The organism is Pseudomonas sp. 8AS, assembly GCF_902506505.1.
In the GTDB taxonomy this organism is placed as follows: domain Bacteria; phylum Pseudomonadota; class Gammaproteobacteria; order Pseudomonadales; family Pseudomonadaceae; genus Aquipseudomonas.
Genome location: NZ_LR733406.1, coordinates 1,039,699 through 1,063,381 on the forward strand (window position 1 = coordinate 1,039,699; position 23,683 = coordinate 1,063,381).

At 67.3% G+C, this 23,683-nt stretch carries 22 protein-coding genes; 14 read left to right on the forward strand and 8 right to left on the reverse strand.

Annotated features, from left to right (window positions below; translation table 11 throughout):
* Positions 1–436: 436 nt before the first annotated feature.
* The gene (locus GV001_RS04830) at positions 437–1,876 is read left to right on the forward strand and encodes a sodium:solute symporter family protein (RefSeq protein WP_160078514.1); all 1,440 of its coding nucleotides are present in this window, start codon (positions 437–439) and stop codon (positions 1,874–1,876) included.
* Positions 1,877–1,924: 48 nt separating this feature from the next.
* Here GV001_RS04830 and GV001_RS04835 read toward each other — a convergent pair whose 3' ends face one another.
* On the reverse strand, positions 1,925–2,512 hold the full coding sequence (locus tag GV001_RS04835; RefSeq protein WP_160078515.1) for a HutD family protein: 588 nt from the start codon (positions 2,510–2,512) through the stop codon (positions 1,925–1,927).
* Positions 2,513–2,697: 185 nt separating this feature from the next.
* On the opposite strand from GV001_RS04835, the gene hutI reads away from it, so the two are divergent.
* From hutI to GV001_RS04900, 13 genes are all read left to right on the forward strand, one after another.
* A complete protein-coding gene (hutI, locus tag GV001_RS04840) occupies positions 2,698–3,915 on the forward strand; it encodes an imidazolonepropionase (RefSeq protein WP_160078516.1) in 1,218 nt (405 codons plus the stop codon).
* Complete coding sequence (hutG, locus tag GV001_RS04845) at positions 3,905–4,840, forward strand: formimidoylglutamase (RefSeq protein WP_160078517.1); 936 nt, start codon at positions 3,905–3,907, stop codon at positions 4,838–4,840. The genes hutI and hutG overlap by 11 nt, the downstream gene beginning before the upstream one ends.
* Positions 4,841–4,865: 25 nt before the next feature.
* Positions 4,866–6,548, forward strand: a complete 1,683-nt coding sequence (hutU, locus tag GV001_RS04850; protein WP_160078518.1) for a urocanate hydratase — start codon at positions 4,866–4,868, stop codon at positions 6,546–6,548.
* A complete protein-coding gene (hutH, locus tag GV001_RS04855) occupies positions 6,545–8,080 on the forward strand; it encodes a histidine ammonia-lyase (RefSeq protein ID WP_160078519.1) in 1,536 nt (511 codons plus the stop codon). The genes hutU and hutH overlap by 4 nt, the downstream gene beginning before the upstream one ends.
* A gap of 88 nt (positions 8,081–8,168) precedes the next feature.
* Entirely contained in the window at positions 8,169–9,509 is a 1,341-nt protein-coding gene (locus GV001_RS04860; protein WP_160078520.1) for a Na+/H+ antiporter family protein, read from the forward strand.
* 91 nt (positions 9,510–9,600) lie between these two features.
* Positions 9,601–10,311, forward strand: a complete 711-nt coding sequence (gene hutC, locus GV001_RS04865; protein WP_178091801.1) for a histidine utilization repressor — start codon at positions 9,601–9,603, stop codon at positions 10,309–10,311.
* A gap of 168 nt (positions 10,312–10,479) precedes the next feature.
* Positions 10,480–11,718, forward strand: a complete 1,239-nt coding sequence (locus tag GV001_RS04870) for an RNA polymerase sigma factor (protein ID WP_160078522.1) — start codon at positions 10,480–10,482, stop codon at positions 11,716–11,718.
* A 186-nt stretch (positions 11,719–11,904) separates the two neighbouring features.
* The gene (locus GV001_RS04875) at positions 11,905–12,249 is read left to right on the forward strand and encodes a YciI family protein (RefSeq protein WP_160078523.1); all 345 of its coding nucleotides are present in this window, start codon (positions 11,905–11,907) and stop codon (positions 12,247–12,249) included.
* An 81-nt stretch (positions 12,250–12,330) separates the two neighbouring features.
* Positions 12,331–13,104 carry a DUF899 domain-containing protein gene (locus GV001_RS04880; protein WP_160078524.1) on the forward strand — a complete coding sequence of 258 codons (774 nt, stop codon included), beginning with the start codon at positions 12,331–12,333 and terminating at the stop codon, positions 13,102–13,104.
* Positions 13,105–13,124: 20 nt separating this feature from the next.
* Positions 13,125–13,550, forward strand: a complete 426-nt coding sequence (locus GV001_RS04885; protein WP_160078525.1) for a nuclear transport factor 2 family protein — start codon at positions 13,125–13,127, stop codon at positions 13,548–13,550.
* Complete coding sequence (locus GV001_RS04890) at positions 13,547–14,077, forward strand: SRPBCC family protein (RefSeq protein WP_160078526.1); 531 nt, start codon at positions 13,547–13,549, stop codon at positions 14,075–14,077. The genes GV001_RS04885 and GV001_RS04890 overlap by 4 nt, the downstream gene beginning before the upstream one ends.
* A 79-nt stretch (positions 14,078–14,156) precedes the next feature.
* On the forward strand, positions 14,157–15,089 hold the full coding sequence (locus GV001_RS04895) for an ABC transporter ATP-binding protein (protein ID WP_160078527.1): 933 nt from the start codon (positions 14,157–14,159) through the stop codon (positions 15,087–15,089).
* Positions 15,086–15,847: an ABC transporter permease gene (locus GV001_RS04900; protein WP_160078528.1), complete on the forward strand. Its 762-nt coding sequence runs from the start codon at positions 15,086–15,088 to the stop codon at positions 15,845–15,847. The genes GV001_RS04895 and GV001_RS04900 overlap by 4 nt, the downstream gene beginning before the upstream one ends.
* An 81-nt stretch (positions 15,848–15,928) precedes the next feature.
* Here the strand turns inward: GV001_RS04900 and GV001_RS04905 are convergent, their stop codons facing one another.
* The 7 genes from GV001_RS04905 to GV001_RS04935 form a co-directional block, all read right to left on the reverse strand.
* Positions 15,929–16,321, reverse strand: a complete 393-nt coding sequence (locus GV001_RS04905) for a hypothetical protein (RefSeq protein WP_218582987.1) — start codon at positions 16,319–16,321, stop codon at positions 15,929–15,931.
* Positions 16,318–16,680 carry a P-II family nitrogen regulator gene (locus GV001_RS04910; protein ID WP_160078529.1) on the reverse strand — a complete coding sequence of 121 codons (363 nt, stop codon included), beginning with the start codon at positions 16,678–16,680 and terminating at the stop codon, positions 16,318–16,320. Before GV001_RS04910 ends, GV001_RS04905 begins: the two co-directional genes overlap by 4 nt.
* On the reverse strand, positions 16,677–18,461 hold the full coding sequence (locus GV001_RS04915; protein WP_160078530.1) for a DUF1538 domain-containing protein: 1,785 nt from the start codon (positions 18,459–18,461) through the stop codon (positions 16,677–16,679). The genes GV001_RS04910 and GV001_RS04915 overlap by 4 nt, the downstream gene beginning before the upstream one ends.
* A gap of 144 nt (positions 18,462–18,605) precedes the next feature.
* Positions 18,606–19,982: an L-serine ammonia-lyase gene (locus tag GV001_RS04920; RefSeq protein ID WP_160078531.1), complete on the reverse strand. Its 1,377-nt coding sequence runs from the start codon at positions 19,980–19,982 to the stop codon at positions 18,606–18,608.
* A gap of 107 nt (positions 19,983–20,089) precedes the next feature.
* Positions 20,090–21,022 (reverse strand): MurR/RpiR family transcriptional regulator, encoded by a 933-nt coding sequence (locus GV001_RS04925; RefSeq protein ID WP_160078532.1) that lies wholly within the window; start codon positions 21,020–21,022, stop codon positions 20,090–20,092.
* 298 nt (positions 21,023–21,320) lie between these two features.
* Positions 21,321–22,433 carry a succinylglutamate desuccinylase/aspartoacylase family protein gene (locus GV001_RS04930; RefSeq protein ID WP_160078533.1) on the reverse strand — a complete coding sequence of 371 codons (1,113 nt, stop codon included), beginning with the start codon at positions 22,431–22,433 and terminating at the stop codon, positions 21,321–21,323.
* A 144-nt stretch (positions 22,434–22,577) separates the two neighbouring features.
* Positions 22,578–23,354, reverse strand: a complete 777-nt coding sequence (locus tag GV001_RS04935) for an ABC transporter substrate-binding protein (protein ID WP_160078534.1) — start codon at positions 23,352–23,354, stop codon at positions 22,578–22,580.
* Between the last annotated feature and the right edge of the window lie 329 nt (positions 23,355–23,683).

Here is a 23,683-nt window from a genome sequence, read left to right on the forward strand (position 1 = left end):
CAGCTGTTACGACATCAGAACATAGCGCCGGCATCGGGGCCTTGCCGCAGGTCAGTGAAGGCGCGGGGCGGGGCTGGCCGGTGGCAGGCGATACCGACCCGGGCGGCGGCCGTCAGCCGGGGCGGCCGCGCTCGCTCCGCCGGCTGCGCGGAACTGTCAAAAATATACAACTCCCCGCTGTGGCGCCTTGCCAGTAACTGCAGCAATTACAGTCTGTTACACGGCTTTATCGGATGAGTGGCTGGCCGTTGTGCAGACTATTCGTCGTTTTTGTTTGACATATTTTACGTATTTGCCAGACTGCGCGACCGTGATGGGCGCGTGCAGCCTCCCGTCATGAGGGGTAATAACAAAAACCTGTAGTCCGTCGTTCCATCCCGCGCCGCCCCGGTGCGGGCACGCATGCGGCGGGCTGAAGTCTCTGGAACGGGAAAACATGCTGATCTGGTTCGTTGCGCTCTATCTGCTGGTCACCGTGGGTATCGGCTTCTACGCCGCCACCCGGGTACACAACTCCCGCGATTTCGCCGCCGGCGGTCGCAGCATGGGCTTCCCCGTCGTCGCCGCCATGGTCTTCGCCACCTGGTTCGGCTCCGAGGCGGTGCTGGGCATTCCCGCCACCTTCATCGAGGAAGGCTTCGCCGGCATCGTCGAAGACCCGTTCGGCTCCTTCGGCTGCCTGATGCTGGTCGGCCTGATCATCGCCCGCCCGCTGTACCGGATGAACCTGCTGACCATCGGCGACTACTTCCGCAAGCGCTTCGGGCCGAATGTCGAACTGATCATCAGCCTGGTCATCATCGTTTCCTACCTGGGCTGGATCGCCGCCCAGCTGACCGCCCTCGGCGTGGTGTTCAACGTGATCTCCGACGGGGCCATCAGCACCACCCAGGGCATGTTCCTCGGCACCTTCATCGTGCTGCTGTACACCCTGTTCGGCGGCATGTGGTCGGTGGCCCTGACCGACTTCTTCCAGATGATCATCATCGTCGTCGGCCTGGTCTACCTGACCTGGCTGATCGGTGACATGGCCGGCGGCGCCGACAAGGTCATCGCCCATGCGGCCAGCGAAGGCAAGTTCACCTTCATCCACGGCTTCGAGGCCAAGGACATCGTCGCCTTCATCGGCGCGGCGCTGACCATGATGCTCGGCTCCATTCCGCAGCAGGACGTGTACGCCCGGGTGATGTCGGCCAAGACCGAGAACATCGCCGCGCGCGCCTCGATGTTCGGTGCCGGCTTCTACCTGTGCTTCTGCATGCTGCCGATTTTCCTGGCCTACGCCGCCTCGATGATCGACCCGGCGATGGTCCAGCGCTGGCTGGCCGAAGACGCGCAGATGATCCTGCCGCACCTGATCCTGGAGAAGACCCCGCTGTTCGCCCAGATCATGTTCTTCGGCGCGCTGCTGTCGGCGATCATGTCCACCGCCTCCGGCACCCTGCTGGCACCGTCGGTGACCTTCACCGAGAACGTGCTCAAGCGTTTCGTGCCGGTGATGAGCGACCAGCAGTTCCTCCTGGCCATGCGCGCCACCATCGTGGTTTGCGCCATCGCCACCCTGACCTTCGCCCTGTACTCGGACGCGAGCATCTACGAGATGGTCGGCAACGCCTACAAGGTGACCCTGGTGGCCGCCGTGGTACCGCTGTTCGCCGGCCTGTTCTGGAAGCGCGCCACCACCCAGGGCGCCCTGTTCGCCATCTTCTTTGGCCTGGGCTCGTGGATCTACCTGGAATACAGCCTGACCGACGAGGCCTTCTGGCCGCCGCAACTGGCCGGCCTGCTGTTCAGCCTGGCGGGCATGCTGATCGGCACCCTGCTGCCGCAGTGGAGCAGCAACCGCCGCAACACCCTGGTGACCCAGCCCGAATAAGGCTGATCGCTGGATGACCAACCCCGCCCTCTGGCGGGGTTTGTCGTTTCAGGGCTGGCGGTACAGGTGGCCTATATAGAGAAGGGCACCGGCTGCGCCGCTCAGCTTCAGCTCGGTGTGTTCGCCTTCCAGCACCAGGCCCTGGCCTTCGTCCAGGCCGTGTGCCGCCGCGCCCGGCAGCTGCACGGTGACTGGGCCGGCCTGGCAGTAGAGCAGCAGGATATCGGCGACGTGGCTCAGGGGCTGCGCGCCGTCCAGGCGCAGTTGCTGCAGCTGGTGGCGCCACAGGCTGCGCCGGGTCATCAGGTTGAAGTCGGCGACCGGGCCGGCCAGCAGCTCGGCGCTGACCTGGTCTTCGCCGGCGAATGCCAGGGGCGGATCGGCGGGGCGCAGCTGCCTGGGCTGGCCGTCCAGGCACAGCTGCAGGCCGGCGCCGGCGAGCACGGCCAGGCTGCGGTCGACCCCGGCGAAGGGGGAAAAGGGCCCGCCGCTGGCGACCTGGGCGCAGCTGATGCGCCAGGCGAAATCCTCCAGGCTGGCGCCGGCGGGGCAGATGGCCAGCTCGCAGGTGATGCCGCCGCCATTCTTCCAGGGCATCTGCCGCGCCTGGCGGCGGTCGAGTCGCTGAATCGGCATGCCGTTCGTCTTCCAATCAAATGTATATACATAATGCGGCGAACGCGCTTGCCCCGCAATCCCTGGGCTACGCCTGCTTTTCCGGGTTCCAGTGCGGTTCCCATGAATTCGTGGCGAGCGAAAGAGGCTTGACGGACGGATTTTTCGTTTTTAATGTATATACATTGAAACGAGAGAGCGCTTCCATGTCCCTGTCTCCCCAGCTGCGCCGGCTCTGGCGTGATGTCACCCTGTTCGACGGCCTCTGCGTGCGGCCCGCGCCGATGACGGTGCTGGTCGAGGACGGCCGCGTGGCCGGCCTGTGGTCGCAGGGTGAGTTCGACGAGCGGCATGCCATTGGCGCCGTCGAGTGCGGGCGTGGCGGGGTGATGACTCCCGGCCTGGTCGACTGCCACAGCCACCTGGTGTACGCCGGCAACCGCGCCGGCGAGTTCGAGCAGCGCCTGGAAGGCGTCAGCTACGCCGAGATCGCCAGGGCCGGTGGCGGCATCCTCAGCACCGTGCGCGCCACCCGCGCCGCCAGCGAGGAGCAGCTGGTCGAGGCCAGCCTGCCGCGCCTGCAGGCCCTGCTGGCCGACGGCGTGACCACGGTCGAGATCAAGTCCGGCTACGGCCTGAGCGTCGCCGACGAGCTGAAGATGCTGCGCGTGGCCCGCCGCCTGGGCGAGCTGCAGCCGGTGCGGGTGCTCACCACCCTGCTCGGCGCCCATGCCCTGCCGCCGGAGTTCGCCGGCGACAGCGACGGCTATGTCGCGCTGGTGTGCAACGAGATGATCCCGGCGGCCGCCACCGAGGGCCTGGCCGATGCGGTGGATGTGTTCTGCGAGCACATCGCCTTCAGCCCGGCCCAGTGCGAGTTGGTGTTCCAGGCGGCGCAGCGCCACGGCCTGGCAGTCAAGGCGCACGCCGAGCAGCTGTCCAATCAGGGCGCCAGCGCCCTGGCTGCCCGCTATCGCGGGTTGTCGGCCGACCATATCGAGTTCCTCGACGAGGCCGGGGTACAGGCCATGGCCGCGGCCGGCACCGTGGCGGTACTGCTGCCCGGCGCCTTCCACTGCCTGCGCGAGACCCAGCTGCCGCCCATCGAGCTGCTGCGCCGCTACGGCGTGCCCATGGCCGTGGCCAGCGACGCCAACCCCGGCACTTCACCGATCTGCTTTCCGACCCTGGTGCTCAACCTGGCCTGCACCCTGTTCCGCTTGACCCCGCGCGAAGCCCTGAGCGGCATGACCGCCCATGGCGCTCGCGCCCTCGGCCGCCCCGACCTGGGGCGGATCGAGGTTGGGGCCCCCGCCGACCTGTGCCTGTGGGATATCCAGCAGCCCGCCGAACTGGCCTACGCCGTGCAGCCGGGGCGCCTGCGCCAACGCATCTTCAAGGGAGACCTCACCCATGCCTGCTGATCGTCACGACATGACCGCCTGGCGCGGGCGCATCGACCCCGAGCCGGACAGCCCGCGCTGGCACCAGCGTATCCAGGCGCTGGCCGAAGACAGCCAGCCGGGCGTGGCCCTGCTCGGTTTCGCCTGCGACGAAGGGGTGCGCCGCAATCACGGCCGCGTCGGCGCCGCCAGTGCGCCGCTGGCCATGCGCAAGGCCCTGGCCAACCTGGCCTGGCATCGCCAGGGGCCGGCCTATGATGCCGGCGATGTGCTCTGCGCCGATGGCGACCTGGAAGGCGCCCAGGCCTGCCTCGGCGAAAGGGTCTGCACCCTGCTGGATGCCGGGCACCTGCCGATCGTGCTGGGCGGCGGCCATGAGGTGGCCTTCGGCAGCTGGCAGGGCATCGCCGAGCACCTCTCGGGCCAGCCGGCGCCGCGCATCGGCATCATCAACTTCGACGCCCATTTCGACCTGCGCGACCCGGCGCATGTGCATTCCTCCGGCACGCCCTTCGCCCAGATCGCCGAGCAGTGCGCCGCCCGCGGCTGGCCCTTTGCCTATGCCTGCCTAGGGGTAAGCCGCGCCAGCAACACCCGCGCCCTGTTCCAGCGCGCCGCCGAACTGCAGGTGCTGGTGCGCGAGGACCGCGAGATCCGCGAGTCCACCCTTGCGGCCATCGGCGCCGAGCTGGACGCCTTTGTCGCCGCTTGCGATGCCATCTACCTGACCATCGACATCGACGTGCTGCCGGCCTGCGAGGCCCCCGGCGTCAGCGCCCCGGCCGCCCGCGGGGTAAGCCTGGCGTTGCTCGAACCGCTGCTGGAGGGCATCCGCGACAGCGGCAAGCTGCGCCTGGCCGACCTGGCCGAGCTCAACCCCGAACACGACATCGACAGCCGTACCGCCAAGGTGGCGGCGCGCCTGATCCATCTACTGACTCTCTGACCCCGAACAACAACAGGAGCCCGCAATGAGCCGTTTCCGCGATACCGAAATCCGCGCCGCCCGTGGCACCCAGCTGACCGCCAAGAGCTGGCTGACCGAAGCACCGCTGCGCATGCTGATGAACAACCTCGACCCGGAAGTCGCGGAGAACCCCAAGGAGCTGGTGGTGTATGGCGGCATCGGCCGCGCCGCGCGCAACTGGGAGTGCTACGACAAGATCGTCGAGGTGCTGACCCGCCTGGAAGACAACCAGACCCTGCTGATCCAGTCCGGCAAGCCGGTGGGCGTGTTCGAGACCCACAAGGACGCGCCGCGGGTGCTGCTGGCCAACTCCAACCTGGTGCCGCACTGGGCCACCTGGGAGCACTTCAACGAACTGGATGCCAAGGGCCTGGCCATGTACGGCCAGATGACCGCCGGCAGCTGGATCTACATCGGCAGCCAGGGCATCGTCCAGGGCACCTATGAAACCTTCGTCGAGGCCGGCCGCCAGCACTACGGCGGCAGCCTCAAGGGCAAGTGGGTACTGACCGCGGGCCTCGGCGGCATGGGCGGCGCCCAGCCCCTGGCGGCCACCCTGGCCGGCGCCTGCTCGCTGAACATCGAGTGCCAGCAGTCGCGTATCGATTTCCGCCTGAAGACCCGCTATGTCGACGAGCAGGCCAGCGACCTGGACGACGCCCTGGCGCGCATCGACAAGTACACCGGCGAAGGTAAGGCCATCTCCATCGCCCTGTGCGGCAACGCCGCCGAGATCCTCCCGGAGCTGGTCAAGCGCGGCGTGCGCCCGGACATGGTCACCGACCAGACCAGCGCCCACGACCCGCGCCACGGCTACCTGCCGATCGGCTGGAGCTGGGACGAGTACGTGGCCCGCGGCAAGACCGAGGAAGCCGTGGTGGTCAAGGCCGCCAAGCAGTCCATGGCCGTGCACGTGCGCGCCATGCTGGCCTTCCAGCAGATGGGCGTGCCGACCTTCGACTACGGTAACAACATCCGCCAGATGGCCCTGGAAGAGGGCGTGGCCAACGCCTTCGACTTCCCCGGCTTCGTCCCGGCCTATATCCGCCCGCTGTTCTGCCAGGGCATCGGCCCGTTCCGCTGGGTGGCGCTGTCCGGCGACCCGGAGGACATCTACAAGACCGACGCCAAGGTCAAGGAACTGATCCCGGATGATGCCCACCTGCACAACTGGCTGGACATGGCCCGCGAGCGCATCAGCTTCCAGGGCCTGCCGGCACGCATCTGCTGGGTCGGCCTGAAGGACCGCGCGCGCCTGGCCCAGGCCTTCAACGACATGGTCGCCAGCGGCGAGCTGAAGGCGCCGATCGTCATCGGCCGCGACCACCTGGACTCCGGCTCGGTGGCCAGCCCCAACCGCGAGACCGAGGCCATGCAGGACGGCTCCGATGCCGTGTCCGACTGGCCGCTGCTCAACGCCCTGCTGAATACCGCAGGCGGCGCGACCTGGGTGTCTTTGCACCATGGTGGTGGCGTCGGTATGGGCTACTCACAGCATTCCGGGGTGGTCATCGTCGCCGACGGCACCCCCGAAGCCCGCGCCCGTCTCGGCCGCGTGCTGCGCAACGACCCGGGCACCGGGGTGATGCGTCACGCCGATGCCGGATATGCAATTGCCGTCGACTGCGCCCGTGAACAGGGCCTCGACCTGCCGATGATCGCCGCTACCCAAGGAGCCCAAGCATGAGCCTGTTTACCCTGACCCCCGGTCAACTGACCCTGGCCCAGCTGCGCGCCGCCTACCAGGCCCCGCTGACGCTGCGCCTGGATGAGCGCGCCCATGCCGGCATCGAGGCCAGCGTGGCCTGCGTCAACGCCATCATCGCCGAGGGCCGCACCGCCTACGGCATCAACACCGGCTTCGGCCTGCTGGCCTCGACCCGCATCGCCAACGACGACCTGGAAAAACTCCAGCGCTCGCTGGTGCTGTCCCACGCCGCCGGCATCGGCGAGCCGCTGGACGACGCCATGGTGCGCCTGATCATGCTGCTCAAGGTCAACAGCCTGGCCCGCGGCTGCTCCGGCATCCGCCGTTCGGTGATCGAGGCGCTGATCGCCCTGATCAATGCCGAGGTCTACCCGCATATCCCGCAGAAGGGCTCGGTGGGCGCCTCCGGCGACCTGGCGCCGCTGGCGCACATGTCCCTGGTGCTGCTCGGCGAAAGCCAGGCGCGGCACAAGGGCCAGTGGCTGCCGGCGACCGAGGCGCTGGCGATTGCCGGTCTGGAGCCGATGACCCTGGCCGCCAAGGAGGGTCTGGCCCTGCTCAACGGCACCCAGGTGTCCACCGCCTACGCCCTGCGCGGGCTGTTCGAGGCCGAGGACCTGTTCGCCGCGGCCACCGTGTGTGGCGGCCTGACCGTGGAGGCCGCCCTGGGTTCGCGCGCACCCTTCGATCCGCGCATCCATGCCGCCCGCGGCCAGCGCGGGCAGATCGACGCCGCCGCCATCTACCGCCATCTGCTCGGTGCCAGCAGTGAGATCGGCCGCTCCCACGAGGCCTGCGACAAGGTGCAGGACCCCTACTCGCTGCGCTGCCAGCCGCAGGTCATGGGCGCCTGCCTGACCCAGCTGCGCCAGGCCGCCGAAGTGCTCGGCATCGAGGCCAACGCGGTGTCGGACAACCCCCTGGTGTTCGCCGCCGAAGGCGACGTGATCTCCGGCGGCAACTTCCACGCCGAGCCGGTGGCCATGGCCGCCGACAATATCGCCCTGGCCATCGCCGAAATCGCCTCGCTCTCCGAACGGCGCATCTCGCTGATGATGGACAAGCATATGTCGCAGCTGCCGCCGTTCCTGGTGGCCAATGGCGGGGTGAACTCCGGCTTCATGATCGCCCAGGTCACCGCCGCCGCCCTGGCCAGCGAGAACAAGGCCCTGGCCCACCCGCACAGCGTCGACAGCCTGCCGACCTCGGCCAACCAGGAAGACCACGTGTCCATGGCCCCGGCCGCCGGCAAGCGCCTGTGGGAGATGGCCGCCAACACCCGTGGCGTGCTGGCCATCGAGTGGCTGGGCGCCTGCCAGGGCCTGGACTTCCGCGAGGGCCTGAAAAGCTCGCCGGCCCTGGAGCAGGCCCGCCAGGCCCTGCGCGAGCAGGTGCCCTACTACGTGGAAGACCGCTTCTTCGCCCCGGACATCGCCGCGGCCAATGAGCTGCTGGCCAGCCGCGTGCTGAACCCGCTGCTGCCGGCCGGCATGCTCCCTTCGCTGGGCTGACCGTTCCCCGCAATACCCTCCTGGCCCGTGTTCCGACACGGGCCACGGGGGCTTCTTGGCGCAAAAAACAACAACAAGAGGAGTCGCAATGAATTCAATCGTATTGGCGGTACTGGTCATGGTCACCCTGTCGATGCTGCGGGTGTCCGTGGTCTTCGCCCTGGTGGTGGCGGCCGTGGTTGGCGGGCTGGCGGCAGGCATGCCGATCGGCGCGATCATCGAGGCCTTCAACCAGGGCCTGGGTGGCGGCGCCGGGGTAGCCCTGGCCTATGCCACCCTGGGCGCCTTCGCCGTGGCGCTGTCGCGCACCGGCATTGCCCAGCGCCTGTCGGCGCGGGTGGTCGAGCACCTGGGGCGCAGCCACCATAAGGCCGGCGAGCTGGCCCTGGTCAAATGGGGCATGCTGGCCAGCCTGATCCTCGCCGGCTTCGCCGCCGAGACCATCATCCCGGTGCATATCGCCTTTATCCCGATTCTGGTGCCGCCGCTGCTGCACGTGATGAACCGCCTGCAGCTGGATCGTCGGCTGACCGCCTGCGCCATCACCTTCGCCATTACCGTGACCTACATGTCGCTGCCGATCGGCTTCGGCACCATCTTTCTCAACGACATCCTGATCGGCAACATCAACCAGGCCGGCAATGCCCAGGGGCTGACCGTCAGCCGCGAAATGGCTCCGCGCGCCATGCTGATCCCGGCCCTGGGCATGGTGCTGGGGCTGCTCATCGCGGTGTACAGCTACCGGCGCAAGCGTGTCTATGAGGAGCTGGCGGTGGCCGGCGAGCACCTCAGCGCCAGCAGCACGCCGCTGAGCGCGCGCCAGCTCGGCCTGATCGCCCTGGCCCTGCTGCTGGCCCTGGGCGTGCAGCTGTGGAGCGGTTCGATGGTGTTCGGCGGCCTGATCGGCTTTGCCGTGATCTCGCTCAGCGGGGTGATCAGCTGGGCCGAGCAGGACGACGTGTTCACCCAGGGCATGCGCCTGATGGCCCTGGTCGGCTTCATCATGATCGCCGCCGCCGGCTTCGCCGCGGTGATGACGGCCACCGGCGAAATGCCAACGCTGGTCAGCAGCTCGGTCGAACTGATCGGCGACAACCGCGGCCTGGCGGCCCTGATCATGCTGCTGGTGGGGCTGCTGATCACCATGGGCATCGGCTCGTCCTTCTCCACCGTGCCGATCATCGCCGCCATCTATGTGCCGCTGGGCATCAGCTTCGGCTTCTCGCCGCTGGCCATCATCGCCCTGGTGGGCACCGCCGCAGCATTGGGCGATGCCGGTTCGCCGGCCTCGGACTCGACCCTGGGGCCAACCGCCGGGCTGAACGCCGACGGCCAGCACGACCATATCTGGGACACCGTGGTGCCGACCTTCCTGCACTTCAACCTGCCGTTGCTCGCGGCCGGCTGGATCGCCGCCATGCTGCTCTGACGCGGCCGTGCCGCTCATGGGTTGCGCAGATGGCGCCGCCCATGGGCGCTCGCTATCATCGGCGCACCGGGTACCACCTCAAGGAGCCGTTGTGAGCAGTACCACCCCGCGCTACAAGGCGATTGAAGAGTTTCTGCTGGAGCGTATCCATGGCGGCGACTATCCGGTCAATCACCAGATCCCCCCGGAAGAACAGCTGGCACGGGATTTCTCGGTCAGCCGGATGACCGCCAACAAGGCGATCAACAACCTGGTGCAGCAGGGCTACCTGGTGCGCCAGGCCGGCCTCGGCACCTTCGTCACCGACCGCAAGGCCGAATCCTCGCTGCATGAAGTGCTCAATATCGCTGCCGAAGTGCGCGGCCGCGGCCATGCCTACAGCAACGACGTGTTGCGCTGCGAAGCCATCGAGGCCGACGACGAGGTGGCCCTGCGCCTCGGCCTGCGCCTGGGCGCCCAGGTGTTCCACAGCATCCTGGTGCACCGCGAGAACGGCGTGCCGATCCAGCTCGAGGACCGCTTCGTCAACCCGCGCTGGGTGCCGCACTACCTGCAGAGCGACTTTGCCCAGCAGACGCCCAACGAGGTGCTGGTGGCCAGCTGCCCGATCAGCGATGTCGAGCACGTGGTCGAGGCCGTGCTGGTGGATGCGCAGACCGCCGCCTGGCTGGAGATCGACCCGGCCGCGCCGTGCCTGTCGATGATCCGCCGCACCTGGTCCGACGAGCACCTGATCAGCTACGCGCGCCTGACCCATCCCGGCGACCGCTACAAGCTGCGCTCCAACCTCAAGCGCCGCTGAGAACCTATTCAAAGTCTGCTGCGTGTCGGCCATGCGTCGTTAACAACAGTCTGGCCTCTGGCTCGCGAGACGTTGAGCAGGTTCTGAACCGGGCCGTTGGTCACTCTGTGTGCATCCCGGCGCTGCAGTGGTTAGGCTCTTGGGTCTACCGCGCAAACGGACGAGGCGATGGATCGGCAAACGCAGCAATTCGAGACGGCGCTGGAGCGCCTGTACCGCGAGGAGTCGCGGCGGGTGCTGGCGACCCTGATTCGCCTGCTCGGCGATTTCGACCTGGCCGAGGAGGCGCTGCACGAGGCCTTCCGCGCCGCCCTGGAGCAGTGGCCGAGCCAGGGCGTGCCGGCCAACCCGCGCGCCTGGCTGGTGTCGGCCGGGCGTTTCAAGGCCATCGACCAGTTGCGCCGCCAGGCGCGTTTCCAGGCCCTGGACGACGGCCCCGAACCGCTCGCCGAGGGCGAGGCCTGGGATGGCGAGCATCTGCAGGACGACCGCCTGCGCCTGGTATTCACCTGCTGCCACCCGGCCCTGGCCTTCGAGGCCCAGGTGGCGCTGACCCTGCGCGAAGTCTGCGACCTCAGCACCGAGGAAATCGCCCGCGCCTTCCTCGCCACGCCCGGCACCATCGCCCAGCGCATCGTACGGGCGAAGAACAAGATCCGCGACGCACGCATTCCCTACGAAGTGCCGGGGCGCAACGAGCTGGCCGAGCGGCTGCAGGCGGTGCTGCAGGTGGTCTATCTGGTGTTCAACGAAGGCTACTTCGCCAGCTCCGGCGCCGAGCTGACCCGCCAGCACCTGTGCGCCGAGGCCATTCGCCTCGGCCGCCTGTTGCTGGAGCTGCTGCCCGAGGCGGAAGTGCAGGGCCTGCTGGCGCTGATGCTGCTGCACGAGTCGCGGCGCGCGGCACGCAGCTCGGCGGCCGGCGAGCCGATCCTGCTGGAGGAGCAGGATCGCAGCCTATGGGACAGGAGCCTGATCGCCGAAGGCGCGGCGCTGGTGCTGGCCGCCCTGCAGTCGCGGCGCTTCGGCCCCTACAGCCTGCAGGCGGCCATCGCCGCGGTGCACGCCGAGGCGCCGAGCATGGCGGCCACCGACTGGGCGCAGATCGTCGGCCTGTACGACGTGCTGCTGCGCGCCACGCCGTCGCCGGTGATCGAGCTCAACCGCGCGGTGGCCCTGGCCATGCGCGACGGCCCGGCGGCCGGCCTGCAGGTGGTCGAGGCGCTGCTGGCACGCGGCGAGCTGGCCGACTACCACCTGGCGCATGCCGCCTGCGCCGACCTGAACCGCCGCCTGGGGCGCTGGGAGGCGGCGCGCGCGGCCTACCGGCGCGCCCTGCAGCTGAGCCAGCAGGGCGCCGACCGGCAGTTTCTCGAGCGCCGCCTGGCCGAGTTGCCGGCGTTGTAGGAGCCAGCTGGCTGGCGATCGCTCTGTGCGGGCCGCTGATCGCCAGCCAGCTGGCTCCTACATAAAGCAGGTGTGGTGGGAGCGGTCGTGGGTCGCCGAAAAATATTTTCCGCGCCTGTCGATCCTGCGCTGCGCCAGGCGACTAGTGGATAACCGCAGCGAAAAACGCTGCCAGGGAGGAAACCGATGAAATACCTGTGTCTGATCTACAGCGACGAAAAACTGCTGCACAGCCTGCCGGAGAGCCCGCGCGATGCGGAGTGCCTGGACTATGCGCAGACCGTCCAGCAGAGCGGCCGGATGCTTGCCGCCGAGCCGCTGGAGCCGGTCGCCACGGCCACCACGGTGCGCATGCGTGGCGGCAAGCTGAGCATCACCGACGGGCCGTTCGCCGAGACCAAGGAGCAGCTGGCCGGCTTCTACCTGATCGAGGCGCGCGACCTCAACGAGGCGCTGCAGATCGCCGGCGGCATCCCCGCGGCGCGGGTCGGCAGCGTTGAGGTACGGCCGGTGCGCCAGCTGCAGGTGTAGGCTGCGCCGCGCACCGCGAACTCGGACCCTGACTGGTGCGCACGGCGCACCCCATGGCAGTCGCTGCCGGGAGGAATCTCCATGAATGCCGATTACCCGAAGATCGCCAGCCGTGAACAATGGCTGGCCGCACGCCTGGCCCTGCTGGAGCAGGAAAAGGCCCTGACCCATCAACGCGATGCGCTGAATGCCGCGCGCCGGCAGCTGCCGATGGTGGAAGTCACGGCGGACTACCGCTTCCACGGCCCGGATGGCGAGGTGCCGTTGCTTGAGCTGTTCGCCGGCCAGCGCCAGCTGATCGTCTACCACTTCATGTACCACCGCGACAAAGGCGAGGGCTGCCCCGGCTGTTCCTTCCTGGTCGACAACATCGGCCATCAGTCCCACCTGCATGCTCGCGACACCCATCTGGTGCTGGTCTCGCGGGCGCCGCTGGCGGAGCTGGAGGCCTTCAGGCGGCGCATGGGCTGGACGCTGCCCTGGTACTCGTCGTTCGGCAGCCGCTTCAACTATGACTTCCACGTGAGCATCGACGCGGCCGAGGCGCCGGTGGAATACAACTACCGCGACCAGGCCGAGCTGCAGCGCCTGGGCCAGCTGGATATGGTCAAGGGCGAGCTGCCCGGCGCCAGCGTGTTCCTGCGCGACGGCGAGCGGGTATTCCACTGTTACTCCACCTACGCCCGCGGCCTGGACATGCTGATGAACACCTACCACTACCTCGACCTCACGCCGTTCGGCCGTGGCGAAGGCTGGGACGGCATGCCCGACCTGGACGGCAAGGGGCTGTTCTGGAACCGGCACCACGACCGTTATGGCGAGGCCGAAGTGGCGCCACACGACTGCTGCGCCTGAGCGCAAAAGGAGGGAAGAACATGAGCAGCAACACCGAACTGCGCACCCTGATCGACAGCTGGGTCGCCGCCAACCTGGCCAAGAACCTGGACGCCATCATCGCGCACTACGCCGAGGATGTGCTGGCCTTCGACGCCATCCTCCAGCTGCAATTCAAGGGCCGCGCCGCCTACCGGGCGCACTGGCAGATGTGCCTGCAGATGTGTGCCGGGCCGACCACCTTCGAGGTCCGCGAACTGCAGCAGGAAGCCGGCGCCGAGCTGGGCTTCGGCCACTTCCTCGCCTACTGCGCCGGCACCGACGCCGAGGGCAAGAGCCAGGGCTGCTGGTTGCGCGTCAGCCAGGGCTACCGCAAGCAGGGCGGGCGCTGGCTGATCGCCCACGAGCACTTCTCGGTGCCGTTCGACCCCGAGAGCGGCCAGGCGCTGTTCGGCCTGCAGCCATGAGCCTTTTGATCTTCCTGGTACTGCTGCTCGCCGGTCTGGCGGTATTCATCGCCTCGCGTCCGGCGGCGTTCCGCATCGAGCGCTCGGCGCTGGTCCAGGCCGCACCGGAGCAGGTGTTCGCCTGGGTCAACGACTTCCACCGCTGGCACCAGTGGTCGCCCTGGGCCAGGCGCGACCCGGCCATGCGGGTCAGCTACGAGGGCCCGGCGAGCGGGGTTGGGGCGATCTATCGCTGGCTCGGAAACCGTGAAGTGGGCGAGGGCAGCTGCCGTATCAGCGCCAGCCAGCCCGGCGCGCTGGTGCGCATGGAGCTGCAGTTCATCAAGCCGTTCCAGGCCGACAACATCGCCGAGTTCCGCTTCCAGCCCGAGGCCGGCGGCACGCGGGTGAGCTGGAGCATGAGCGGCAGCAACCACTTCGTCGGCAAGGCCATGGGCCTGCTGTGCAACATGGACAGGATGGTCGGCAAGGATTTCGACCAGGGCCTGGCCAGCCTCAAGGTGCTGGCCGAGGGCGAAAAAACCTGACGCCGGCGCCAAGCTTGCCAAGCAGCGGTGGCGGCTCCTGCTCTACAATCGCCCTTTTGCTGCCTGCCAAGGAGCCGCCGTGGAATCGGTGATCGCGGTCGAAAACCTGAGCAAGACCTATGCGTCCGGCCACCCGGCGCTGAAACAGATCAATCTGCAGATCGACAAGGGCGAGATCTTCGCCCTGCTCGGCCCCAACGGCGCCGGCAAGACCACCCTGATCAGCATCATCTGCGGCATCGTCAATCCGGGCGAGGGCCGGGTGCGGGTGGCCGGCTTCGATATCAAGGCCGACTACCGCGCGGCCCGCTCGCAGATCGGCCTGGTGCCCCAGGAGCTGGTCAACGACGTGTTCGAAACGGTGTGGGCCACGGTCCGCTTCAGCCGCGGCCTGTTCGGCAAGAAGCCCGACCCGCAGTATCTGGAGCAGCTGCTCAAGGACCTGTCGCTGTGGGACAAGCGCGACGCCAAGATCTTCGAACTGTCCGGCGGCATGAAGCGCCGGGTGATGATCGCCAAGGCGCTGTCCCACGAACCGTCGATCCTGTTCCTCGACGAGCCCACCGCGGGGGTCGACGTGGAGCTGCGCCGCGACATGTGGAACATGGTCCGGCGCCTGCGCGAGCGTGGGGTGACCATCATCCTCACCACCCACTACATCGAGGAGGCCGAGGAAATGGCCGACCGCATCGGCGTGATCCGCAAGGGCGAGATCATCCTGGTGGAGGACAAGAACGTGCTGATGCACAAGCTCGGCAAGAAGCAGCTGTGCCTGCAGCTCAAGCACCCGCTGGCCAGCGTGCCCGCCGAGCTGGACAGCTACGGCCTGGAACTGGCCGATGCCGGCCACGCCCTGGTGTTCACCTTCGACGCCCAGCGCGAGCACACCGGCATTGCCGAGCTGCTCAAGGACCTGGCCCAGCACGGCATCGACTTCAAGGACCTGCAGTCCAGCGAGAGTTCCCTGGAAGATATCTTCGTCAGCCTGGTGCACGAAAAGGAGCGCGCATGAACCTGTATGCCATCAAGGCCATCTACCTGTTCGAGCTGCACCGCACCTGGCGCACCCTGCTGCAGAGCATCGCCACCCCGGTGATCAGCACCTCGCTGTACTTCGTGGTATTCGGTTCGGCCATAGGTTCGAGCATGACCCAGGTGCAGGGCGTCAGCTACGGCGCCTTCATCGTGCCGGGGCTGATCATGCTGGCGCTGCTGACCGAGAGCATCTCCAACGCCTCGTTCGGCATCTACATGCCGAAGTATTCGGGGACCATCTACGAGCTGCTCTCGGCGCCGATCTCCTACCTGGAGATCCTCATCGGCTTCGTCGGCGCGGCGGCCACCAAGTCGGTGATCCTCGGCCTGATCATCCTGGTCACGGCACGCCTGTTCGTCGATTTCGAGATCGCCCATCCCGTGGTCATGGCGCTGTTCCTGGTGCTGACGGCGATCACCTTCAGCCTGTTCGGCTTCATCATCGGCGTGTGGGCCGATGGCTGGGAGAAGCTGCAGGTGGTGCCGGCGCTGATCGTCACGCCGCTGACCTTCCTCGGCGGCAGCTTCTACTCGATCAGCATGCTGCCGCCGCTGTGGCAGCAGGTGACCCTGTTCAACCCGGTGGTGTACCTGATCAGCGGTTTCCGCTGGAGCTTCTACGGGGTGTCCGACGTCAACGTGGCGGTCAGCCTGGGCATGACGGTGGGCTTTCTGCTGCTGTGCGTGGCGATCGTCAGCTGGATGTTCAAGACCGGGTATCGCCTGCGTCAGTGATCGCTGGTTGGCCAGGTGCATGAGCCCTGGCCAGAGAGAGTTTGCCGCACCCGCGCTGCACCTTGCTGCAGCGCGTTCCTGCTAAACCTCCGAGGTCTTCGCGCCGGGTTCTTCCGGGACGCCCGCCGGCATCGTCAGCGGCGTGGCGAAGTGCAGCGCGGTCATATACACCGAGCCGCTGTCCGGCTGGTCCAGTCCTGCCTGCGCACAGATGAAGTCGAACACCTCGTCGGCCTGTTGCTCATCCACGACCACGCTCAGGACCCGCGCCAGTGCGGCTTCCGGCACCTTGTTAGGCTGCGCCTTGGCCGCCTGCAGCACGGCCACGCCACGGCAGTGCACGCTGTGCGCCCGGGTGATGCCCCATTCATCGCGCAGCATGCGCAGCACCCGGCGATCCGTGCCGTTGTCGGGCAACACGCAGGTGATGAGCTTGGCTGCCCCGCCCGGTATACCGATAGTCATCCCGTTCACGAAGGGTTGCTCCTCTCCAGCACTTCGCGGGGGATGTAGGTGGCCACTTTTTCAACCGGCGTCGCATAGATCATCCCGGCGCCCGGAACATCCAGCCCGGCGGCGTGATAGATGGTTTCCAGCAGGGCGTCCTGATAGTCGGCCGCCACCAGCAGGCTGACCACTTCCTTCTCCGCATCGATGGCGATGCTGAGCAGGCCGAGACGCTCCCGGGGGCCGAAGCCATGGGCGTGGTAGACGATCGCCCCCGGCGCGCCCATGCCCTGGGCGGCACGAATCACCAGGTCGGCGCGCCCGGCGGCGACGATGCAGGTGATCAGCGCAACGTCGGTCAGGTAGGTGATGCCCTCCGTTTTCATGTCGATTCTCCCTTTGCCAGTAATTGATTCGCAGGCTGTGCGGTGGCGGCCCTGGCCTGCCGCCACATCTGAATCCGGGCCCACTGCCCGAGCAGCATGACGCTGATGATGGGGCCGACCGAGGCCATGCTGAGAATGCCGAAGCCTTCGACGGCGCTGGTGGCATTGCCCAGCCCCAGGCCCATGGCCAGCACCAGTGGCACGGTGATCGGGCCGGTGGTGACGCCGGCGCTGTCCCAGGCCACATTGACGAACTCTTCGCTGGAAAACGCCGTCAGCACGGCGGCCAGCAGATAGGGCGGCAGCACCAGCCAGACCAGGGGCAGGTCGAACACCAGCTTGGCCACGCCCACGGCGATGCCGCAGGCGACCCCGATCGACACCGCGCGGATCAGGCTGCTCTTGCGGATAACACCGTTGGTCAGGGTCTGCGCCGTGTCCCCCAGCGCATTCAGCGCGGGTTCCGCGACCGTGGCGCCGTAGCCGAGCAGCCAGGCGAAGGCCAGGGCCAGCACCAGGCCCACCTCATAGAGGTAGAGCGGGGATTTGTCGGCGCCGGGAATTTGCATGAAGGCCGCCGGTATCAGCGAGCCGGCACTGCCACCCAGTTTGGACAGGCCGTAGGTCAGCCCCAGGTTGAACACGCACATGCCGACCACGGTCAGGGCGATACCCAGGAGGATCTCGTTGCGCCGTGGCAGGCTCTGGCGCAGCAGCAGCTTCAGGACGATCAGCAGGAAGATCACCAGCGGCACGATGGCGCGTACCCCCGAGACGATCTCCAGGCCGGGGCTGACGCTGTACCAGGCGGCCGCCTCTTGCCCGGCACCGGCCGCGGCCTGCGCTGCGGCGATGATCTCGGCCGGCGTGGCGCTGCCCGCCACGTACAGGGTCAGCAGCATGACCCCGATGACCGGAAACAGCGAAGCCAGGGTGACGATACCGAAGCCGGACAGCCCGGAGCCGCCCTTGCCGGCCGCCGCCGCGATGCCGATGCCCAGCGCCAGTACCAGCGGCACCGTGACCGGGCCGGTGGTGACCGCGCCGGCGTCCCAGGCCAGGCCGATGACCTTGGCCAGCTCCGGGTCGCGGGCCATATACACCGTCAGCAGCAGCACCGGCAGTAGCGAGGCATAGATCAATGGCTTCAGACTCCAGCCATAGAGAAAGCGCAGCGTGCCGGTTACCGCCGCCAGGCCGACGCTGGCGCCAACCACCAGCACCAGTTCACCGGTCCACTGGTTGAGGATCGCCCAGAGGTAGGGCGCACGCTCTGCGGAAACATTCTGCCCGGCGGCGCGCAATGCGCCGATGGCGGGTTCGGCGAAGGTCACGCCGATGCCGAGCAGCAGGGTGACCAGCAGGACGACTGGCAGGGATGACTTGCGTGGCAGGTTGCTGCCGATGATTTCGCCGAACGGCATCAGGCCGAGTTTCAGTCCCTCCATGAACAGCATCAGCCCGACTATCACCGCGAACAGGCCGCCCGCGACCAGCAGCGAGTCTTCCACCAACTGGCGCAGGATGATGATCTGGAACAGCGCCAGGTACAGCGCCAGGGGAACCACGGCGCGCAGCTGTTCCATCAGGCGGATGTTGATATAGGGCTTGAGGACGGCGACGACCTCATCCCGCTGCAGTTTCGCCGCCTGATAGGGTGCGGCTCGCCAGCGCCCGTCGGCATCGCGAACCGGTGCCGCGGTCAATTCGCGCAGGGGGATTTCGCGGCGCCCTGCGCCTATCGTGCGCAGGTAGTCGGCATAGCGAATGGAGTCTTTCATGCGCTCAGTTGCTCCGGTTGAGCCATCCACGGCGGCCGGCAGAGCGTCTGCCGGTGAGGCGATCCTGGGCAGAAGACTAGGGCGCCTTTCCGGTTGCGTCCAACTCGCTCACGCGTCGGTGCGGGAGCCGGTCGCACCCGGTGCTCAGCACTCGATGATATTCACCGCCAGGCCGCCGCGCGCCGTTTCCTTGTACTTGCTCTTCATGTCCGCCCCGGTATCGCGCATGGTGCGGATCACCCGGTCCAGGGAAATGAAGTGCTGGCCGTCGCCGCGCAGAGCCATGCGCGCGGCGTTGATCGCCTTGATCGAACCCATGGCGTTGCGCTCGATGCACGGCACCTGAACCAGCCCGCCGACCGGGTCGCAGGTCAGGCCGAGGTTGTGTTCCATGCCGATCTCGGCGGCGTTCTCCACCTGCTGAATGCTGCCGCCGAGCACTTCGCACAGGGCGCCAGCGGCCATCGAGCAGGCCACGCCGACCTCGCCCTGGCAGCCGACCTCGGCGCCGGAGATCGAGGCGTTTTCCTTGTAGAGGATGCCGATGGCGGCGGCGGTGAGCAGGAAGCGCACCACGCCGTCGTCGCAGGCACCGGGCACGAAGCGCCGATAGTAGTGCAGCACCGCCGGCACTATGCCGGCCGCGCCGTTGGTGGGCGCGGTGACCACCCGGCCGCCGCTGGCATTCTCCTCGTTGACCGCCAGGGCGTAGAGGTTGACCCAGTCCAGTACCGTCAGCGGGTCGCGCAGGCTGGCTTCCGGGTGCTCGCTGAGCTGGCGTTGCAGGGCGGCGGCGCGGCGGCGCACCTTGAGCCCGCCGGGCATGATGCCCTCGTTGCGGCAGCCGGCGGCGACGCAGTCCTGCATCACCTGCCAGATGTTCAGCAGCCCGGCGCGGGTCTCCGCTTCCGGGCGCCAGGCCGCCTCGTTGGCCAGCATCAGCTGGCTGATCGACAGGCCGTGCTCGCCGCACAGGGCCAGCAGCTGCTTGGCGCTGTGGAAGGGGTAGGCCAGCACGGTCTGGTCCTCGACGATGCGGTCGAGGCCGGCGGCCTCCTCGTCGACCACGAAGCCGCCGCCCACCGAGTAGTACTCGCGGGCACGGATCTGCAGGCCGGCGGCGTCGAAGGCGCGGAAGATCATGCCGTTGGGGTGGAAGTCGAGAGGCTTGCGGATCAGCGCCAGGTGCTCCTTCTCGACGAAGCGGATGCGCCGCTCGCCGCCCAGGTTCAGCTCGCCGCTGGCGCGGATCGCCGCCAGGCGCGGGTCTATGGTGGTGGTGTCGATGCTGTCCGGCTGTTCGCCTTCCAGGCCGAGCAGCACAGCCTTGTCGCTGCCATGGCCCTTGCCGGTGGCGCCGAGCGAGCCGTACAGCTCGACCTTGAGGCTGGCCGTGGCGGCCAGCAGCTGCTCGCGCCTGAGCCCCTCGACGAAGCGCGCCGCGGCGCGCATCGGGCCGACCGTGTGTGAGCTGGAGGGGCCGATGCCGATCTTGAACAGGTCGAATACGCTGAGGGCCATGCCGTGCTCCTGATGACTGCCTGGTCATAAGCTTACACCCGGTAATCGCTCGTCACGGTCGAGGAAGCGACCCGCAGTTACCTTTCTTCGCCTGGCCTGGCAGGGGCTCAGCGCTCCTTGCGCTTGCGCAGGCGTTTGCGTGCCGGCATCTCGCTGCTTGGCACATGCAGATAGGACAGCACGCTTTCGGTCAGCTCGGCGGCCAGCTTCACCGCCTCCTTGTTGCGCGTCATCACGGCCGCTACCAGGCTTTCGATCAGCGCCAGCACGGCGGTGTTGGAGCTGATCAGCACCGGGTGGCTGGCCGGGGCGAACAGGCAGTGGTCGGCGATGGCGGCCAGCGGCGAGGCTGGCGAGTCGGTGATGGCCAGTACCTTGGCCCCGCGTTCGAGGGAGAAGCGCGCCAGCTGCAGGGTGTCCAGCGAGTAGCGGGGCAGGGAGATGGCGAGCAGGGCGTCGTGCTCGGTGATGCTGGCCAGGCGATAGGCGGCGTTCTCGTTGCCGCCCTCCATGCTGACTGCCACCGCGTCGGCGCAATAGGGCACCAGGTTGGCGGCGGCCAGGCCGGCCATGTAGGCGCTGTTGCCGAAGCCGAGGATGTAGATGCGCCGGGCGGCGGTCAGGCTGCCGACGAAAGCCTCGAAGGCGGCGATGCTGTTGCTGTTGGCGGTGCTGCCCAGGTTGCTGCTGGCGATCTGCATCTGTTCCTGCAGGCCGAAGGTGCCGTCCGGGCGATGGGCCAGTTCGTTGCGCAGCTTGTCCACCGGCGACACCAGTTCCTGCAGGGTGGCCACCAGTGCCGACCTCAGGGCGCTGTAGCCGCCCAGCTGCATGGCGCGCGCCAGGCGGTTGACCGCAGCGGCGGAGGTGGCGGTTTCCTGGGCCAGCTCTTCGATGGTCAGGGTCGCGGCTTTCAGCGGGTGGCGCAGGATGAAGTCGGCCACCTTGCGCAGCGAGGGTTGCAGGTCCGGGGTGATGGCCGCCAGTTTGCGCATGACTGGCGAGGCGTAGACGGTGACGTTGCTGGGCGTGGATGTCATGCGTGTGCAGGCCTGTTCGGGAAGGGCGGTAACCACCACGGTAAGAACCTGTTCAAAGTCTGCTGCGCGTCGGCCATGCTGCGTTGAAATCGGGCTCAGAATGCTCATTTACAACTCGTAAACTGCGCTTCTTCGCCCGATTTCGCCTTGCCTGGCTCTAGCTCGCGAGACTTTGAATAGGCTCTTAGGCCGCAGTGTATCCGAAGGCGCGTTGCCGGTGGCCGAGCGCCAGCCTGTGGCCGGCCGTCGGTGCGGAAGAAAAGGGTGGCGTCCTTGCCAGAAACATTGCGCGCCTGGGTCAGTCGCTGAGCAGGCGACCCGTGCGGATCGGCGTGGCGCCGGCGACCTTGGCCAGCCACAGGCCGGGCTGGGCGAAGCGCAGGCGTTCGCGGGCGTAGAGCACGCCGTCGGTGCTGGCGCGCACCAGGGAGCGGCGGTCGCTGATCGGATCAAGCACTTCGAACAGCGGGTCGCCGACCTTGACCTGGGCGCCCAGCGGCTGCAGGAAGCTGACCACGCCCGGGTGTGGCGCATAGGCGTACTGGGCGCCGGCGAAAGGGGTGGCGCTGCAGGTGCTGGCGGGGATGGCCGGCCAGTTGCCGCCGAGCAGCCCCTGGTCGGCGAGGAAGGCGAGGATCGCCTCGGCGTCACGACTGGCGCGTTGCGGTTCGGTATCGGCCATGCCGCCCAGTTCCACGGTGGCGGTCAGGCAGGCCAGCGGTACGGGCGCACCGGGGAAGGCCTCGGCCAGTTGCAGCCAGGGCGCGGCGCAGGCTTCGTCGAACGATTGGCCGCCGGAGTCCTCGGCCAACAGAGCCGCCTTGGCCTCCAGGCGCGCGGCCAGGCCCTGCAGGCGTGGCCAGGCTTGCGGCAGGGCGTAGAGCAGCATCACCGACTCGAAGTCGCAATGCAGGTCGAGCACCACGTCGGCGTCGCAGGCGTGTTGCAACAGCAGGCGCTGCAGGCCGTCGAGCTGCGATTGCGGCTCGGGCAGCTGGCTGATCGCGCGGCGCATGGCCTGGCGGATCAGTTCGATGTTGCTGGCCGGGTCATCGCCCAGCTGGCCTTGCAGGCTGTGGATCAGTGGCGCGGCCAGGTTGGGGAAGTCGCGGTTGAAATTCTTGCCGCTGGAAAAATCGAAGCGGCCCTGGTGGGTGGCCTGGAGCATCTGGGCCAGGCCGATAGGGTTGGCGGCGGGGACCAGTTCGATCACCCCGCGCAGACAGCCGGCGTTTTCCAGCTCCTGCAGGCGCCGCTTGAGCTCCACTGCGACGCGCATGCCCGGCAGCTCATCGGCATGCAGGGCCGCCTGGATATAGGCCTTGCGCGCACCGCTGCCGAAACGGAACACCGACAGGTTGCGCTGTGTGCCGAGACCGCTCCAGGGCAGGGAATACTCAAGGTGTTGCATGGCGCTTCCTTGGAGTCTGTGCAGGCGTGCACTACATGGCTTTGCCTTCTGCGAGGGCTTGGCGGGCAGGCGCTGCGATTGAATGAGGGGCCTTAATGCGACATGCACCTGGCCGATTGGTCGGGTGCACGTCGCGGGCCGCTGTTACTGGCCGTAGATGTCGTAGGCGAAGTACTTGCTCTGGATTTCCTGGTACTTGCCGTTGCTGCGCAGGGCGGCGATGGCCTTGCTGAATTTCTCCGCGGTGGCCGTATCGCCCTTGCGCACGGCGATACCGGCACCATTGCCGAAGTACTTGGGATCGTTGAAGTCCGGGCCGACCAGGGCGAAGCCCTTGCCGGAGTCGGTTTTCAGGAAGCCTTCGCCGATGTTGACCACGTCGGCCAGGGTGGCGTCCAGACGGCCGTTGGCCAGGTCGAGGAAGGCCTCGTTCTGCGAACCGTAGCGCACCACCTCGATGCCTGCGTCGGCAAATTTGTCGCTGGCGTAGCGATCATAGGTCGAGGCGCGCTGCACCCCGACTTTCTTGCCCTTGAGGTCGACCAGCGGGTCGTTGACCACGCTGCCGGCCTTCATCGCCAGCTTGCCGGGGGTGTGGTAGTACTTCTTGGTGAAGTCGACCGACTTCAGACGGTCCGGGGTGATCGACATGGACGACAGCACGGCGTCGACCTTGCGCACTTTCAGCGACGGAATCAGGCCGTCGAATGCCTGCTCGACCCACTGGCACTTGACCTGCATCTGTTCGCACAGGGCATTGCCGATCTCGTAGTCGAAACCGCTGATCTTGCCGTCCGGCGTCTTGAAGGCAAAGGGTGGGTAGGCCGCTTCGATACCGATACGCAGGTCGGCTTCCTCCGCCTGGACCATGGCGCTGAATGCGCTGAGCGCCAGGGCGCCGAGAAGTGCGATTTTTTTCATTGTGATGACTCCTTTAAGTGGCGATTGAGCTCGTCGGAGCGGCCGGTGGCCGTCTGGCGGGCGGTGCTGCTTCGCACGCTGGCGAATGGGTGCAGCAGGAACCTTGTGGGTGCCTGCCCTGTGGTGGCTGCCTCGGTACAGCAAGCCCATCAGTAATTTGTAGTTTGGTGATACGTTTTTGTTCGTTAACGGTACTTATAAGAAAAAAACGTGTCAATAAGGATTCGTCCGTGAATTGTTTGAGTGGTTCGACGATTTTGCCTTAAGTGCCTGTTTAATAGTGTTTTTGTTAGTAATTTCCTGATCGTTTGGTCGGTTAAATGACCTGA